This window comes from Pseudomonas sp. MWU15-20650 (genome assembly GCF_023242475.1).
Lineage (GTDB): Bacteria > Pseudomonadota > Gammaproteobacteria > Pseudomonadales > Pseudomonadaceae > Aquipseudomonas.
In genome coordinates this window covers 17,672-30,961 of record NZ_JALJFG010000052.1, presented here as the reverse complement: position 1 = coordinate 30,961, position 13,290 = coordinate 17,672, and the positions used below count along the sequence as shown (strand labels likewise).

At 62.4% G+C, this 13,290-nt stretch carries 10 protein-coding genes; 8 read left to right on the top strand and 2 right to left on the bottom strand.

Annotation, left to right across the window (positions count from 1 at the left end; translation table 11 throughout):
* The first annotated feature begins 362 nt into the window (after positions 1-362).
* Genes M5B43_RS26070 through dacB form a run of 3 tightly spaced genes read left to right on the top strand, consistent with a single transcriptional unit; the run spans position 363 to position 5,329 of the window.
* Complete coding sequence (locus M5B43_RS26070) at positions 363-2,777, top strand: TonB-dependent receptor (RefSeq protein WP_248752764.1); 2,415 nt, start codon at positions 363-365, stop codon at positions 2,775-2,777.
* Positions 2,777-3,817: a hypothetical protein gene (locus M5B43_RS26065; protein ID WP_248752763.1), complete on the top strand. Its 1,041-nt coding sequence runs from the start codon at positions 2,777-2,779 to the stop codon at positions 3,815-3,817. Before M5B43_RS26070 ends, M5B43_RS26065 begins: the two co-directional genes overlap by 1 nt.
* A gap of 54 nt (positions 3,818-3,871) precedes the next feature.
* Positions 3,872-5,329, top strand: coding sequence for a D-alanyl-D-alanine carboxypeptidase/D-alanyl-D-alanine-endopeptidase (dacB, locus tag M5B43_RS26060; protein WP_248752762.1), 1,458 nt, complete (start codon positions 3,872-3,874; stop codon positions 5,327-5,329).
* A gap of 1 nt (position 5,330) precedes the next feature.
* Here the strand turns inward: dacB and M5B43_RS26055 are convergent, their stop codons facing one another.
* Positions 5,331-6,110, bottom strand: a complete 780-nt coding sequence (locus M5B43_RS26055) for an IclR family transcriptional regulator (protein ID WP_248752761.1) — start codon at positions 6,108-6,110, stop codon at positions 5,331-5,333.
* 120 nt (positions 6,111-6,230) lie between these two features.
* On the opposite strand from M5B43_RS26055, the gene hmgA reads away from it, so the two are divergent.
* The 4 genes from hmgA to M5B43_RS26035 all read left to right on the top strand — a co-directional run bounded on the left by hmgA (position 6,231) and on the right by M5B43_RS26035 (position 11,235).
* Positions 6,231-7,514: a homogentisate 1,2-dioxygenase gene (hmgA, locus tag M5B43_RS26050; protein ID WP_248752760.1), complete on the top strand. Its 1,284-nt coding sequence runs from the start codon at positions 6,231-6,233 to the stop codon at positions 7,512-7,514.
* A gap of 3 nt (positions 7,515-7,517) precedes the next feature.
* The gene (gene fahA / locus M5B43_RS26045; protein WP_248752759.1) at positions 7,518-8,804 is read left to right on the top strand and encodes a fumarylacetoacetase; all 1,287 of its coding nucleotides are present in this window, start codon (positions 7,518-7,520) and stop codon (positions 8,802-8,804) included.
* A 12-nt stretch (positions 8,805-8,816) separates the two neighbouring features.
* Positions 8,817-9,452 carry a maleylacetoacetate isomerase gene (gene maiA, locus M5B43_RS26040; protein WP_248752758.1) on the top strand — a complete coding sequence of 212 codons (636 nt, stop codon included), beginning with the start codon at positions 8,817-8,819 and terminating at the stop codon, positions 9,450-9,452.
* Positions 9,453-9,864: 412 nt separating this feature from the next.
* Positions 9,865-11,235: an aromatic acid/H+ symport family MFS transporter gene (locus tag M5B43_RS26035; RefSeq protein ID WP_248752757.1), complete on the top strand. Its 1,371-nt coding sequence runs from the start codon at positions 9,865-9,867 to the stop codon at positions 11,233-11,235.
* On the opposite strand, the gene M5B43_RS26030 is transcribed toward M5B43_RS26035, so the two are convergent.
* On the bottom strand, positions 11,232-12,035 hold the full coding sequence (locus M5B43_RS26030; protein ID WP_248752756.1) for a transglutaminase family protein: 804 nt from the start codon (positions 12,033-12,035) through the stop codon (positions 11,232-11,234). The genes M5B43_RS26035 and M5B43_RS26030 overlap by 4 nt on opposite strands.
* Positions 12,036-12,221: 186 nt before the next feature.
* On the opposite strand from M5B43_RS26030, the gene M5B43_RS26025 reads away from it, so the two are divergent.
* The gene (locus tag M5B43_RS26025; RefSeq protein ID WP_248752755.1) at positions 12,222-13,241 is read left to right on the top strand and encodes a Glu/Leu/Phe/Val dehydrogenase dimerization domain-containing protein; all 1,020 of its coding nucleotides are present in this window, start codon (positions 12,222-12,224) and stop codon (positions 13,239-13,241) included.
* Positions 13,242-13,290 lie beyond the last annotated feature (49 nt).

Below are 13,290 nucleotides of genomic sequence, written 5' to 3'. Positions count from 1 at the left end.
AAGGCTGTCATATTCCCCTGTGGCGAGCGGGCTTGCCCCGCGTTGGGCTGCGCAGCAGCCCCAAAACTGTCTCTGCGCAGTATCGGGTACACCGCATTCGCTCTTCTTTGGGGGCGCTACGCGCCCCAGCGCGGGACAAGCCCGCTCGCCACAACAAGCCCGCTCGCCACAGGTTCAGCGCCGCCCCCCCCGAGTTGTGTAGAGACCTATGCCCGTGGCGGGAGAGCGTGGGGTTCTGCATTCAGGCGCAATAAGCACAATTATTTTCAAAACGACGTGAGGTAAATCCATCGCCCATCCGTGTAGTGCTTGAAACTGCGATTTATTCGCATTAACAGCTTTTCTACACGGGTTCTCACAGCATGAAGTCGACGGCGGGCGGTTGGGTAAAACAGTGGCTGGGAGCCTCGGTATTGACGGTGTCGGGGCTGGCATTGCTGCCGCTTTGCATCGCGCAGGCGCAAGAGCAGCAAAGCGCCCAGTTCAACTTTGCGCTGGCAGCCAAGCCGCTGCCCCAGGCCCTGAGCGATTTCAGCCGGGTCACGGGTATCAGCGTGATCTACACCGATGAAGCGCCTTACGGCCTCAGTGCCCCGGCGATCAGCGGGCAGATGAGCGCGACCCAGGCACTGCAACGCCTGCTGATCCACACCGGTTTCACCTTCCGCCAGATCGATGCCCGCACCTTGGCCCTGGAGCCCGTGCCGACCGGCGGCGCGTTGAATCTTGGCGCCACCACCATCAGCGGTGCCAACCCCACCCAGGACAGCACCAGCTACCAGCCGCCGCCCACCAGTTCGGTGATGCGTTCCCGTGGCCTGCTGCTGGAAACCCCGCAAACCGTCAACGTAGTGCCCGCCCAAGTGCTGCGCGACCAACAACCGCGCAACCTGGATGACGCCCTGAGCAACATCAGCGGCATCACCCAGGCCAACACCCTGGGCAGCACCCAGGACGCGGTGATGCTGCGTGGTTTTGGCGACAACCGTAATGGCTCGATCATGCAAGACGGCATGCCCGTGGTGCAGGGCCGCGCGTTGAACGCCACGGCTGAACGGGTTGAAGTGCTCAAGGGCCCGTCGTCGCTGTTGTACGGCATTCAGGACCCGGGCGGCGTGGTCAATATCGTCAGCAAAAAGCCCGAGCTGGTGCAGTCCACCTCATTGACCGCACGCGGCTCGACTTTCGGTAGCGGCAAGAACGGCAGCGGCGGCAACCTCGATACCACCGGTCCCATTGGTGACAGCGGCTTGGCCTATCGACTGATCGTCGACCATGAAGACGAAGATTACTGGCGCAACTTCGGCACCCGCCGCGAGACGCTGGTGGCGCCGTCCCTGGCCTGGTACGGCGACACCACCCAAGTCGTTTTCGCCTATGAGCACCGCGAGTTTCTCTCGCCGTTCGACCGTGGCACCGCCATCGACCCCAAGACCAATCATCCGTTGAATATCCCCGCTACCCGTCGCCTGGATGAGCCGTTCAACAATATGGAAGGCCGCTCCGATCTGTATCGCCTGACCGTCGACCACGACCTGAACGACGACTGGAAAGCCCACTTCGGCTACAGCTGGAACCGCGAAACCTACGACGCCAGCCAAGTGCGTGTGGTCAAGGTCAACACCAACGGCACCCTGGCCCGCAGCATGGACGGCACCCAAGGCGCGCTGACCACCGACCGCTTCGCCACCGCCAGCCTTGAAGGCAAGGTAGATGTCGCCGGGATGCAGCATGACCTGGTGTTCGGCCTCGACGATGAGTACCGCAAGATCTACCGGGCCGACCTGATTCGCCAGGCGCCGCGTGGTGTCTTCAACTACAACACGCCGGTATACGGCAACGAAGTCGCAGGGACCACCGTCAGCGCCCCGGACAGCAACCAGACCGACCTGCTGCGCAGCGATTCGTTGTTCTTCCAGGATGCGATTCACCTGAATGACCAGTGGATTCTGGTGGGGGGGGCGCGCTATCAGATGTACGACCAATACGCCGGCAAAGGCGTGCCATTCACCGCCAACACCGATGGCAACGGCCAGAAGTGGGTACCGCGTGCGGGCCTGGTGTACCGCTACACCGACGAGTTGTCGTTCTACGGCAGCTACACCGAGTCGTTCAAACCCAACTCCACCATTGCCCCGCTGGCCAACAAAACCGTGCTGGATGGCAGCCTGGAGCCAGAGCAGTCCAAGGCGTGGGAGTTGGGCACCAAGTTCGACATGCCCGGGCGTATCACCGCGAGCGCGGCGTTGTTCAACATCGAAAAGCGCAATGTGCTGGTGCAAGTGGGGGATGGGCTGGCCTCGGTGTACAGCGTGGCCGGCAAGGTGCGCTCCCGTGGCCTGGAGCTGGACGCGAGTGGGCAATTGACCGACAACTGGAGCTTGATCGGCAGCTATGCCTACACCGATGCGGTGGTGGTCGAGGACAGCAAATACAAGGGCAACGACCTGCAAAACGTGGCGAAGAACACTGCTTCGCTGTCGGCCGTGTATGACTTCGGCAGCATCTTGGGCGGTGACCAACTGCGGGTCGGCGCCGGGGCTCGCTATGTGGGCGAGCGGGCAGGGGACGCGGCCAACAGCTTCGAACTGCCGAGCTACACCGTGGCCGATGCGTTCGCCAGCTATGACACCAAGATCGATGGGCAGAAGGTCAAGTTCCAGCTCAATGTGAAGAACCTGTTCGATCGCACCTACTACACCTCTGCGGTGAACACGCAGTTTGTGTCCATCGGTGATGCGCGGCAGGTTTCAGTCTCCAGTACGTTGACCTTCTGATGAAAAAATACGCCTGGTTATTATCCCTGCTGATCACCACCACGGCGGTGGCGGACGCCCCCGTCATTCACCGCGAACACCGTGTGACGTTGCCCGGCGCTGGCCACAGCTGGGGTTTTGTCGGCCTTGACCCGACGCGTCCTTACCTGTTCCTGGCGCGACGCGAGAACGGCCTGACGGTGTTTGATGTACAGCACCAGCGCACGCTCAAGACCGTGGCCCAGTCCGCAGGTGCCAACGGTGTTGTGTTCGTGCCCGAGCTGGACCGTGTCTTTGTGCTCAACACCGACGGCAGCTTGAGTGTGGTGCAGTTATCCACACTCAAACCGCTCAAGCGGATCGCCGTGGCGCAAAGCAACCTCAACAGCGCGGTGTATGAGCCGTCCACGGGCAAGGTGATCATTGTCAGCGGGCGGCGGGCGGACCGTTCGACGCTGTTTGAGTTTGATCCCAAACAAGAGCGCATCACCGGCGCCCACGAATTGGCGGTGAAAAAAATCGACCCGCTGTTGCTCAAGGGCGATGGCAGTTTCTTTTTGCCGATGCGCGATGAAGGCAAGGTCGCGCGGTATGCGGCCAGCACCTTTGCGCTGCTCGATACCTGGCAGTTTGCCGAGTGCCCCAAGCCCAGCGCACTTGCCCAGGATGTAGAGCGCCAGCGCTTGTTCGTGGCGTGTCGCGGTGAGGCGCCGATGTTGATCGTGACCGACCGACAGACGGGTGAGGTCAAGGCGCGGTTGCCGATTGGGCGCGACGTGAATGCGGTGGCGTATGACGTGCAGCATCAACGCTTGCTGATCCCCAGCGGCGTGGATGCGAATGTGAGGGTAATCGAGCAGCAAGATGCCGATCACTATGCCGAGGTGGCGAGTTTCAGCACCTTGCCGATGGCCTACAACATGGCGTTCGATGCGCAGCGCCAGCGGGTTTACCTGCCGGCGATGGACTTCATGCAACCCGCACCGAGCCCTGCCGAGCCCAAACCCGACCCGCAGTTTCAGGCAGGAACATTCTCTATCACCACCTTGGCACTTGATTGAGCGCAGTGAATTAACCAAGCTGCGCACTCTCGTAGTTTCAGGAATGCCAGGTTTATGCGGTTGGGACGATGGATACACGCCAGTGCGATGGTGCTGGGTTTTGGCCTGTTGCTCGGTGGTTGCGCCACGCCTTCGACGACCACCACCGGGCACAGCCTGGACTCATTGCTGGAGGACCCGGTGCTGCAGGGCGCTACGGTCTCGCTGATGGTGCGCGATGCGCGCAGCGGCAGCGTGCTCTACCAGCACAACCCGCGTACGCGGCTGGTGCCAGCCTCCAACCTCAAGCTGCTGACCACCGCAGCGGCGATGGATGTGCTGGGGCCGCAGTACCGCTTCGCCACGCAGCTGCGCAGCGATGGCATACGCCAGGGCGATCGCTTGACCGGCAACCTGTACCTGCGCGGCCTGGGCGATCCGACCATTCAGTTTGCCGACTACCAGGCGCTCGCGGCGCAGTTGGCCAGCCAGGGCGTGCGCCAGGTGCAGGGCGACCTGGTGTTCGACGACACCTGGTTTGACGCCGAGCGGTTGGGCGTCGATTGGTCCCATGATGATGAAACCACCTACTACGGCGCGCAGATTTCCGCGCTGACCGTGTCACCCAATGCGGATTTCGATGCGGGCAGCGTGCTGGTCACGGCCAAGGCCGCCGCGCGGGCCGGCCAGCCTGTGAGTGTCGAGATCTATCCGCCTACCGATTACCTGCAACTGAGCAACCGCGCCATCAGTGGGCCGGGCAACAGCTATGGCATCAACCGTCGCCACGGCACCAACCTGTTGCAGCTCAGCGGCACTGTGGCGCCGGGCCGGCAGAGCGAGCAACTGGTCAGCGTCTGGGAGCCGACGCAGCTGGTGGCCAACCTGTTCGAGCAGGCGCTGGCGCAGCAGGGGATCACGGTGCTGGGGCGCCGAGTGATGGGCGGCGCAAGCCCGGCCACGACGACCCTGCTGGCCGAACATCAATCGGCGCCGTTGCAGGAACTGATCACGCCGCTGCTCAAGCTCTCGAACAACAACATGTCCGAAGCGTTGCTCAAGGCCATGGGCCGCCAGACCGCCAATAGCGGTACCGCCGCGGCGGGGGCGACGGCAGTGGCCGGGTTCCTCAAGCGCCAGGGGCTGGACGTGACGACGCTGAACCAGGTTGACGGTTCCGGCTTGTCACGGCGTAACCTGGTGTCGTCGCAAACCCTCACCGACCTGCTGCTGGCCGCGAGCAAACAGCCGTGGTTCAACGCCTGGTACAACGCGCTGCCGGTGGCCGGTAACACCGACCGCATGACCGGTGGCAGCCTGGGGTATCGCTTGCGCGGCACCCCGGCTGAAAACAACCTGCATGCCAAGACCGGTTCCATGGGCGGCGTGTCGTCATTGAGCGGCTACATCACCGACGCTCACGGGCGCAAGTTGGTGTTCTCGATGCTGACCAACAACTATGGGGTGGCCGGCGCGCAGGTGAAGGCAGTGGAGAATCGCGTAGCGCTGGCCCTGTCACACTGGGGCGACTGACTCAGCGCTGGTAGCCCATGCGCCAACTCACGGCCCGGGTCGCGGCCAGCAAGTGTTGCGCCGCCGGGCCATCTTCATCGGCGTGGAACAGTGAGGTGGGGCCGACCACGGTCATCACCGCCGCCACTTGCCCGACCGCATTGAACACCGGCGCCGACAAGGCATCGACACCAGGCATCAGCAAGCCATGCACAAAGTGCAAGCCACGGCTGCGGATCTGTTCGCACAGGGTGGCGTAGGCTTGATCGTCCGCCAGGGTGTGGGCTATGCCGGCTTGGATTTCACGTTCGCGCAATTCCACGGTTTCCCGGGACGGCAGGTAGGCGCTGAACACCAGCCCGGTGGACGAGCTGAGCAGCGGCAATACCGAACCCAACTGGGTCACCACGGTAATCGCGCGCACTGCTGGCTCGATGTGCACGACGGTCGCGCCCTGGTTGCCCCACACTGCCAGAAAGCAGGTTTCATTCAGTTCATCGCGCAGCTCCGCCAGGGGCATGGCGCCGACCTTCAACACATCCATGCTGCCCAGCGCCGCCAGGCCCACGCGCAACGCTTCACGGCCCAGGCCGTAATGGTTGGTGGCGGTGTTCTGCTCGGCAAACCCCGAGGCGATCAGCGCCTGTAAATAACGGTGTACCTTGCTCGCCGGCATCTGCACATGCTCGGCCAGGCGTGACAGCGAAGTGGCTGGGGACAATTCGGCCAGGGCCTTGAGGATATCGGTGCCGACTTCGGCCGAGCGGACTTTCTGTTTACCGGTGTCGCGGGGCTTTTCCATGGAAGGGCGAGAATCCGAGAGATGAATGGGCGTCTTTATAGCTTGACGGTCGACGGTGATCAAATTACGTTATGCGTAACTGGATTACGATAAAAACAACTTCCGTACTGAGGATGATCCATGAACCTCGAATACCAATCGGGCTTTGGCAATGAATTCGCCAGCGAAGCCTTGCCCGGTGCGCTGCCGGTCGGCCAGAACTCCCCGCAAAAAGCGCCCTACGGGCTGTACACGGAACTGTTCTCCGGCACGGCCTTCACCATGGTGCGCAGCGAAGCCCGCCGCACCTGGCTGTACCGCATCCAGCCGTCGGCCAATCACCCGGCGTTCGTCAAGCTGGAACGGCAATTGGCCGGTGGCCCGCTGGGGGCGGTGACGCCCAATCGCCTGCGCTGGAACCCGTTGGATATTCCGAGTGAGCCGACGGACTTTATTGACGGCCTGGTCGGCATGGTCGCCAACGCGGGGTCGGAAAAACCCGCAGGTATCAGCATCTACAACTACCGCGCCAACCGTTCGATGGAACGTGTGTTCTTTAATGCTGACGGCGAACTGCTGATCGTCCCCGAGCAAGGCCGCCTGCGTATCGCCACCGAACTGGGTGTGTTGGACGTCGAGCCGCTGGAAATTGTCGTACTGCCCCGTGGCCTGAAGTTCCGTATCGAACTGCTGGACGCGCAAGCACGCGGCTACGTCGCGGAAAACCATGGCGCCCCGCTGCGCCTGCCGGACCTGGGCCCTATCGGCAGCAACGGTTTGGCCAACCCCCGCGACTTCCTGACGCCAGTGGCCCACTACGAAGACCTCAAGCAACCAACCACGCTGGTGCAGAAGTTCCTCGGTGAGCTGTGGGCCTGCGAGCTGGACCATTCGCCGCTGAACGTGGTCGCCTGGCACGGCAATAACGTGCCGTACAAATACGACCTGCGTCGCTTCAACACGATCGGCACGGTGAGTTTCGATCACCCGGACCCGTCGATCTTCACCGTATTGACCTCGCCCACCAGTGTGCACGGCCTGGCCAACCTCGACTTCGTGATCTTCCCGCCACGCTGGATGGTGGCCGAGAACACCTTCCGTCCGCCGTGGTTCCACCGCAACCTGATGAACGAATACATGGGCCTGATCCAGGGCGCCTACGACGCCAAGGCCGAAGGCTTCCTGCCCGGCGGCGCGTCGCTGCACAGTTGCATGAGCGCCCATGGCCCGGATGGCGAGACCTGCACCAAGGCCATCAACGTGGACCTGGCACCGCACAAGATCGATAACACCATGGCCTTCATGTTCGAGACCAGCCAAGTGCTGCGTCCTACCCAGTTCGCCCTGGAATGCCCGCAACTGCAACCCGCTTATGACGCGTGCTGGGCCGCGCTGCCCGCCACCTTCAACCCGAACCGGAGATAACCCATGACTCAGCCCATTCCTACCCGCAGTTGGGTAGCCTCCGCCAACGGCCACGCAGATTTCCCCCTGCAAAACCTGCCGCTGGGTGTGTTCAGCATCAACGGTTCGGCCCCGCGCAGTGGCGTGGCGATTGGCGACGCAATCTTCGATCTGCACGCGGCGCTGGATGAGTTTGACGGTGAGGCACGCCGTGCGGTTGAAGCCACGGCGGGTGGCCAACTGAACGCCTTTTTCGAACTGGGCCGCGGCCCGCGCGTCGCCCTGCGCGAGCGCTTGCTGGCGCTGCTGGCCGAAGGCAGCAAGCTGCAAACCCGTGAGGCGCAAGTGCTGCACCGCGCCGCCGATTGCCAGATGCACTTGCCTGCGAAAATCAATGACTACACCGACTTCTACGTCGGCATCGAGCACGCGCAGAACGTCGGTAAATTATTCCGCCCGGATAATCCACTGTTGCCGAACTACAAATACGTGCCGATTGGCTACCACGGTCGTGCATCAACCATTCGCCCGTCGGGCACGAACGTACGTCGCCCTAAAGGCCAGACCCTGCCGGCCGGCCAGACCGAGCCGACCTTCGGCCCCTGCGCACGCCTGGATTATGAATTGGAGCTGGGCATCTGGATCGGCCAGGGCAATGCCATGGGCGATTCGATTGCCATTGGTGACGCCGCCGAACATATCGCCGGTTTCTGCCTGCTCAACGATTGGTCTGCGCGAGACATCCAGGCTTGGGAATACCAGCCGCTGGGGCCGTTCCTGTCCAAAAGCTTTATCACCAGCATCTCGCCATGGGTCGTAACGGCCGAGGCACTGGAGCCGTTCCGCCAAGCACAGCCGGCACGCCCCGAGGGCGACCCGCAGCCGCTGCCTTACCTGCTGGACAAACGTGACCAGGTGGCGGGCGGCTTTGATATCGAATTGGAAGTGCTGCTTACCACCGCTGCGATGCGCGAGCAAAAGCTGCCGGCCCATCGCCTGACGTTGAGCAACACCCAGTACATGTACTGGACGGTGGCACAGATGGTGGCGCATCACAGTGTCAACGGTTGCCAGTTGCAGGCCGGTGACTTGTTTGGTTCGGGCACCTTGTCCGGGCCGCAAGCCGGGCAATTCGGCAGCCTGCTGGAAATCACCGAAGGCGGCAAAAAGCCGATTGAGTTGGCGTCGGGTGAGGTGCGTAAATTCCTCGAAGACGGTGATGAAATCATCCTGCGTGGCCGTTGCAGCCGCGAAGGGTTTGCCTCCATCGGCTTCGGCGAATGCCGTGGCACCGTGGTCGCGGCGCGTTAAGAGGGCAGGGCAATGGAACTCTATACCTACTACCGTTCTACCGCGTCGTATCGGGTACGTATTGCCCTGGCGCTCAAGGGCCTGGATTACACCGCGCTGCCGGTCAACCTGCTGGTGCCGGCGGGCGGCGCCAATCACCAACCCGAGTACCTGGCGATCAACCCGCAAGGGCGCGTACCGGCATTGCGTACCGATGAAGGGACGCTGCTGATCCAGTCACAGGCGATCGTCGAGTACCTGGAGGAACGTTATCCACAGGTACCGCTGCTCTCCAAAGACCTGGCCGCCCGTGCCCATGAACGTGCGGTCGCCTCGATCATCGCGTGTGATATTCACCCGTTGCATAACTCCAGCACGCAAAACCTATTGCGCAAATGGGGACACGATGAGGCGCAGTTGCTCGAGTGGATCGGCCATTGGGTCAGCCAGGGCCTGGGCGCGGTGGAGCAGTTGATTGGCGACGAAGGTTTTTGTTTTGGCGAGCAGCCAGGCATGGCGGATGCGTTTCTGATTCCACAGTTGTACGCAGCCGAGCGCTTCAAGGTGCCGTTGGCGGCCTACCCGCGCATCGGGCGAGTGGCGGCGTTGGCGACGCAGCATCCGGCGTTTGTGCAGGCGCATCCGGCCAATCAACCGGATACCCCGTAGCTGCCTGAATGGCATAGATCCAAATGTGGGAGGGGGCTTGCCCCAATGCCAGTCAGTTAAGAAGGAACACTATCACTGTGGCGAGCGGGCTTGTTGTGGCGAGCGGGCTTGTCCCGCGTTGGGGTGCGCAGCAGCCCCAAAAGCTATCTGCGCGGAGTATCGGATACACCGCATTCGTCCTTCTTTGGGGGCGCTACGCGCCCCAACGCGGGCGGTGCGACGATTCGACAAGCCCGCTCGCCACCGATTACCGGTTGCTCGTTCTAGCGCTTAACTGACTGGCATTAGGGCTTGCCCCCGATAGCGGTGAGTCGGTTGACAAATTTATTGCTGATACACAGCAATCGGGAGCAAGCCCTCTCCCACATTCTGGTTAGCGTTAGCCAATAAAAACAATGAAAGGTACGTTGCGATGCACACTCAGATTGCCAGCTTTCGCTTGGCACTCGACGCCCGCCCGGTGTCGCGCTACCAATGGTTGATTCTCCTGTTGCTGGCCTTGCTGCTGGTCACCGATGGCTACGATGCTCAGGTGCTGGGCTATGTCGTGCCGGCACTGGCCAAGGATTGGAGCCTGGAAAAAGCCGCGTTCGGGCCGGTGTTCAGTGCCAACCTGCTGGGCCTGACGCTCGGCTCGTTGCTGGTGACGCCACTGGCCGACCGATTCGGTGTGCGGCGAATCCTGCTGGGCTGTGTGCTGATCTACGCCAGCCTCACGGTGCTGATGGTGTTTGCCAGTTCGTTGACCACGCTGATGGCCGCGCGGTTTATCTGCGGTATCGGCATGGGCGGTGCGATGCCCAGCGCCATGGCGTTGATGTCGGAATATTCGCCGCCTCGCCTGCGTACCTTGATGGTGACCCTGGCGGCCTGTGGCTTCTCATTGGGTGGTGCGGCAGGTGGGTTTGTGGCGGCCGGGTTTATCGAGGGGTACGGTTGGCAGGCGGTGTTCCTGGCGGGCGGTGTGACGCCGTTGCTGCTGTTTCCTTTTCTGGCGTGGTGGCTGCCTGAGTCGCTGCCGCGCCTGCTGCGAGATGCACCACCGTACGCGCGGCTGCGTAAAGTCACGGCGCGCATGCTGCCGGACTGGCAACCGCCGCCTGTGAGTGCAACAGACAACCTCAAGGAGCAGGGCAGCAAACTGACGGTGGTGGAGCTGTTCCGCAACGGCTATGCACGCCCGACGTTGCTGATCTGGGCGACCTTTTTTGTCAGCCTGATCCTGCTGTATTTCATGATCAGCTGGTTGCCTTCGCTATTGCTCGAAAGCGGCCTGGCGCTGAACGAAGCCAACCTGGTCACCTCCATGTTCCTGTTCGCCGGCACCCTGGGCGCCATCCTCATGGCCTGGTTTGCCGACCGTCTGAAAAGCAAAGTGCGCCTGTTGTCCGGGGTACTGGCGGCGGCGGCGCTGTGCACCGTCCTGCTGGGCTTGAACCACGACAACCCACGCTACCTGGTGGCCTGCGTGTTTGCCGCCGGGTTCTGCATCATCGGCGGGCAACTGACCCTCAATGCGTTTGCCAGCAATTTCTACCCGGCGCACGTGCGCGCCACCGGCACGGGCTGGGCATTGGGTGTGGGGCGGTTTGGCTCAATCCTGGGGCCGTTGTTCGGTAGCCTGTTGTTGGCGATGCAGATCCCGGTGGAGCAGATTTTCTTTTTCTGTGCGATTCCGGCGGTGATTGCGGCGCTGTTGATTATTCAGGTGCGCGCGCCTGCCATGCATATGCCCAAGAGCCCGCTGCAAAGCGATATTCTCAAGGCGCCACAGTCTTCTTAATGCACCACCGAATTGGGCGGCAGGTGCCCCAGCCGCTCTGTCAGGCGCAGGCGCTGGATTGGATCCTCGCTGAGCAGCAGGGCATGTTCCAGGTCAAAGCGCTCCGCGCTGGGGCAATCCAGGCGCTGATACAGACTGGCGCGTGCCAGGTAGTCAGCGGCGCTGGCGTTGCCCAGCTCCAGCACGCGCTCGGCATCGACCAGGGCGGCCAAGGGTTCGTCGTTGGAAAGGTGCAACTGGCGCAGGTTGCGTGACAGCCGTTGCAGGATCGAACGCGGCTCGGCGGTGTGCAGGTGCTCGGCCTGCAATGTGAGTTTCGGCCCGTACTGACGGTGCAGCAGCTCGCGGCAGTCGTTGGGGTACAGGCGCCGACCGCCGCACGGGTCCAACACGTGGTCGGCACCGGGCACCCGTAGCAGGAAGTGGCCTGGGAAGTTCACGCCCACCATGGGAATGTTCAGGCGGCGCGCCATTTCCAGCGCAATCAGGCCCATGGCCAAGGGTTGCCCGCGTTTGCGTTGCAACACTTTGTCCAGCAACGCCGCGGCGGGGCGTAACGGGGTATGGTCATCCTGGGCAAACCCGAGGTCATTCATTCGCCGTAGCAGCGGCTGGCCGAGTTCATCCGCCGGCAGCATGGGCATGCCCAGGCTGATCTGTTGTTGCAGCAAAGTGAGCGCTTGCAGGATCACCAATGGCTGAACCCTGGCGTCGTGTTCGGCGGCAATCCACAGCGCGGCTTCAAACAGCGCGGGTGGGGAACGGTCCAGGCAGGCGAAAAAAGCGTTGCGGGGATTCATTGCAGTCTCCGACGGATGTCCCGTTTTAGCCTTGCAGTGAATTTTCGTCCAGCAACTTAAGAAATATCCCGCACGCTTATGTCGTAGATCCCACGAAACCGGGCGGCTTATTCCAGTGCAATCCAGCAGTTTTCTGTCGCAAGCCTATACTTGGGCCACTACCAGAAGTGATTCGGGAGCTCATTGATGTTTGCGCTCATGCACAGCACCCGCCTTGAATCGCTGCACCTGAGCGTTGACCCGGTGACCGGTCTGAAGGCGATCATTGCCATTCACAACAGTCGCCTGGGCCCTGCCTTGGGCGGCTGTCGTTACCTCGCCTACCCCGACGATCAAAGTGCCGTGGCCGATGCCGCGCGCCTGGCCCAAGGCATGAGCTACAAAGCTGCCTTGGCCGGCCTGCCGGTGGGGGGCGGCACGGCGGTTATCATCCGGCCCGTGCACGTGGAGAGCCGCGCCGCGCTGTTCGAAGCGTTTGGCCGCTGCATCGAAAAACTCGACGGCCGTTTCATTACCTCGATCGACAGCGGCACCTCGGTCGCCGACATGGATTGCATTGCCCAGCACACCCGTTTCGTCACCAGCACTACCGCCGCCGGCGACCCGGCGCCCCATGCCGCCATGGGCGTGTTCACGGGTATCCGCACCACCGCGATGGCCCGTCTGGGCAGCGACAACCTAGAAGGCTTGCGCGTAGCGGTCCAGGGCCTGGGCAATGTTGGCTATGCCCTGGCCGAGCAGTTACATGCCGCGGGTGCTGAATTGCTGGTCAGCGACATCGATCATGGCAAAGTGCAACTGGCCATGGAGCAATTGGGTGCACACCCCATTGCCAACGACGCCTTGCTCAGCACTCCCTGCGATATCCTCGCGCCTTGCGGTGTCGGCGCGGTGTTCAACCGCCACAGTGTCGGCCAACTGCGCTGTGCCGCCGTGGCCGGTTCGGCCAGTGCCCAACTGACCAACCTGGACATCGCCGACCAGTTGGAAGGCCGCGGCATCCTCTACGCCCCGGACTACGTGATCAACTCCGGTGGCTTGATCTATGTCGCCCTCAAACACGGCGGCGCCGAGCTGGCAGACATCACTGCCCACCTGTCGAACATCGGCACACGCCTGACCGAGATCTTTGCCCACGCCCAAGCCGAAAAACGCTCCCCCGCACGGGTCGCCGACGAGCTGGCCGAACGCTTGCTCTACAAATAGGCCAGGCATTAAAAAGGCCCTGAATCGATGATTCAGGGCCTGTTCAATT

Bases quoted from the DNA above. Each gene is read 5' to 3' on its own strand.
- M5B43_RS26070 (WP_248752764.1), top strand. From the start codon at position 363: ATGAAGTCGACGGCGGGCGGTTGGGTAAAACAGTGGCTGGGAGCCTCG.
- M5B43_RS26065 (WP_248752763.1), top strand. From the start codon at position 2,777: ATGAAAAAATACGCCTGGTTATTATCCCTGCTGATCACCACCACGGCG.
- dacB (WP_248752762.1), top strand. From the start codon at position 3,872: ATGCGGTTGGGACGATGGATACACGCCAGTGCGATGGTGCTGGGTTTT.
- M5B43_RS26055 (WP_248752761.1), bottom strand. From the start codon at position 6,110: ATGGAAAAGCCCCGCGACACCGGTAAACAGAAAGTCCGCTCGGCCGAA.
- hmgA (WP_248752760.1), top strand. From the start codon at position 6,231: ATGAACCTCGAATACCAATCGGGCTTTGGCAATGAATTCGCCAGCGAA.
- fahA (WP_248752759.1), top strand. From the start codon at position 7,518: ATGACTCAGCCCATTCCTACCCGCAGTTGGGTAGCCTCCGCCAACGGC.
- maiA (WP_248752758.1), top strand. From the start codon at position 8,817: ATGGAACTCTATACCTACTACCGTTCTACCGCGTCGTATCGGGTACGT.
- M5B43_RS26035 (WP_248752757.1), top strand. From the start codon at position 9,865: ATGCACACTCAGATTGCCAGCTTTCGCTTGGCACTCGACGCCCGCCCG.
- M5B43_RS26030 (WP_248752756.1), bottom strand. From the start codon at position 12,035: ATGAATCCCCGCAACGCTTTTTTCGCCTGCCTGGACCGTTCCCCACCC.
- M5B43_RS26025 (WP_248752755.1), top strand. From the start codon at position 12,222: ATGTTTGCGCTCATGCACAGCACCCGCCTTGAATCGCTGCACCTGAGC.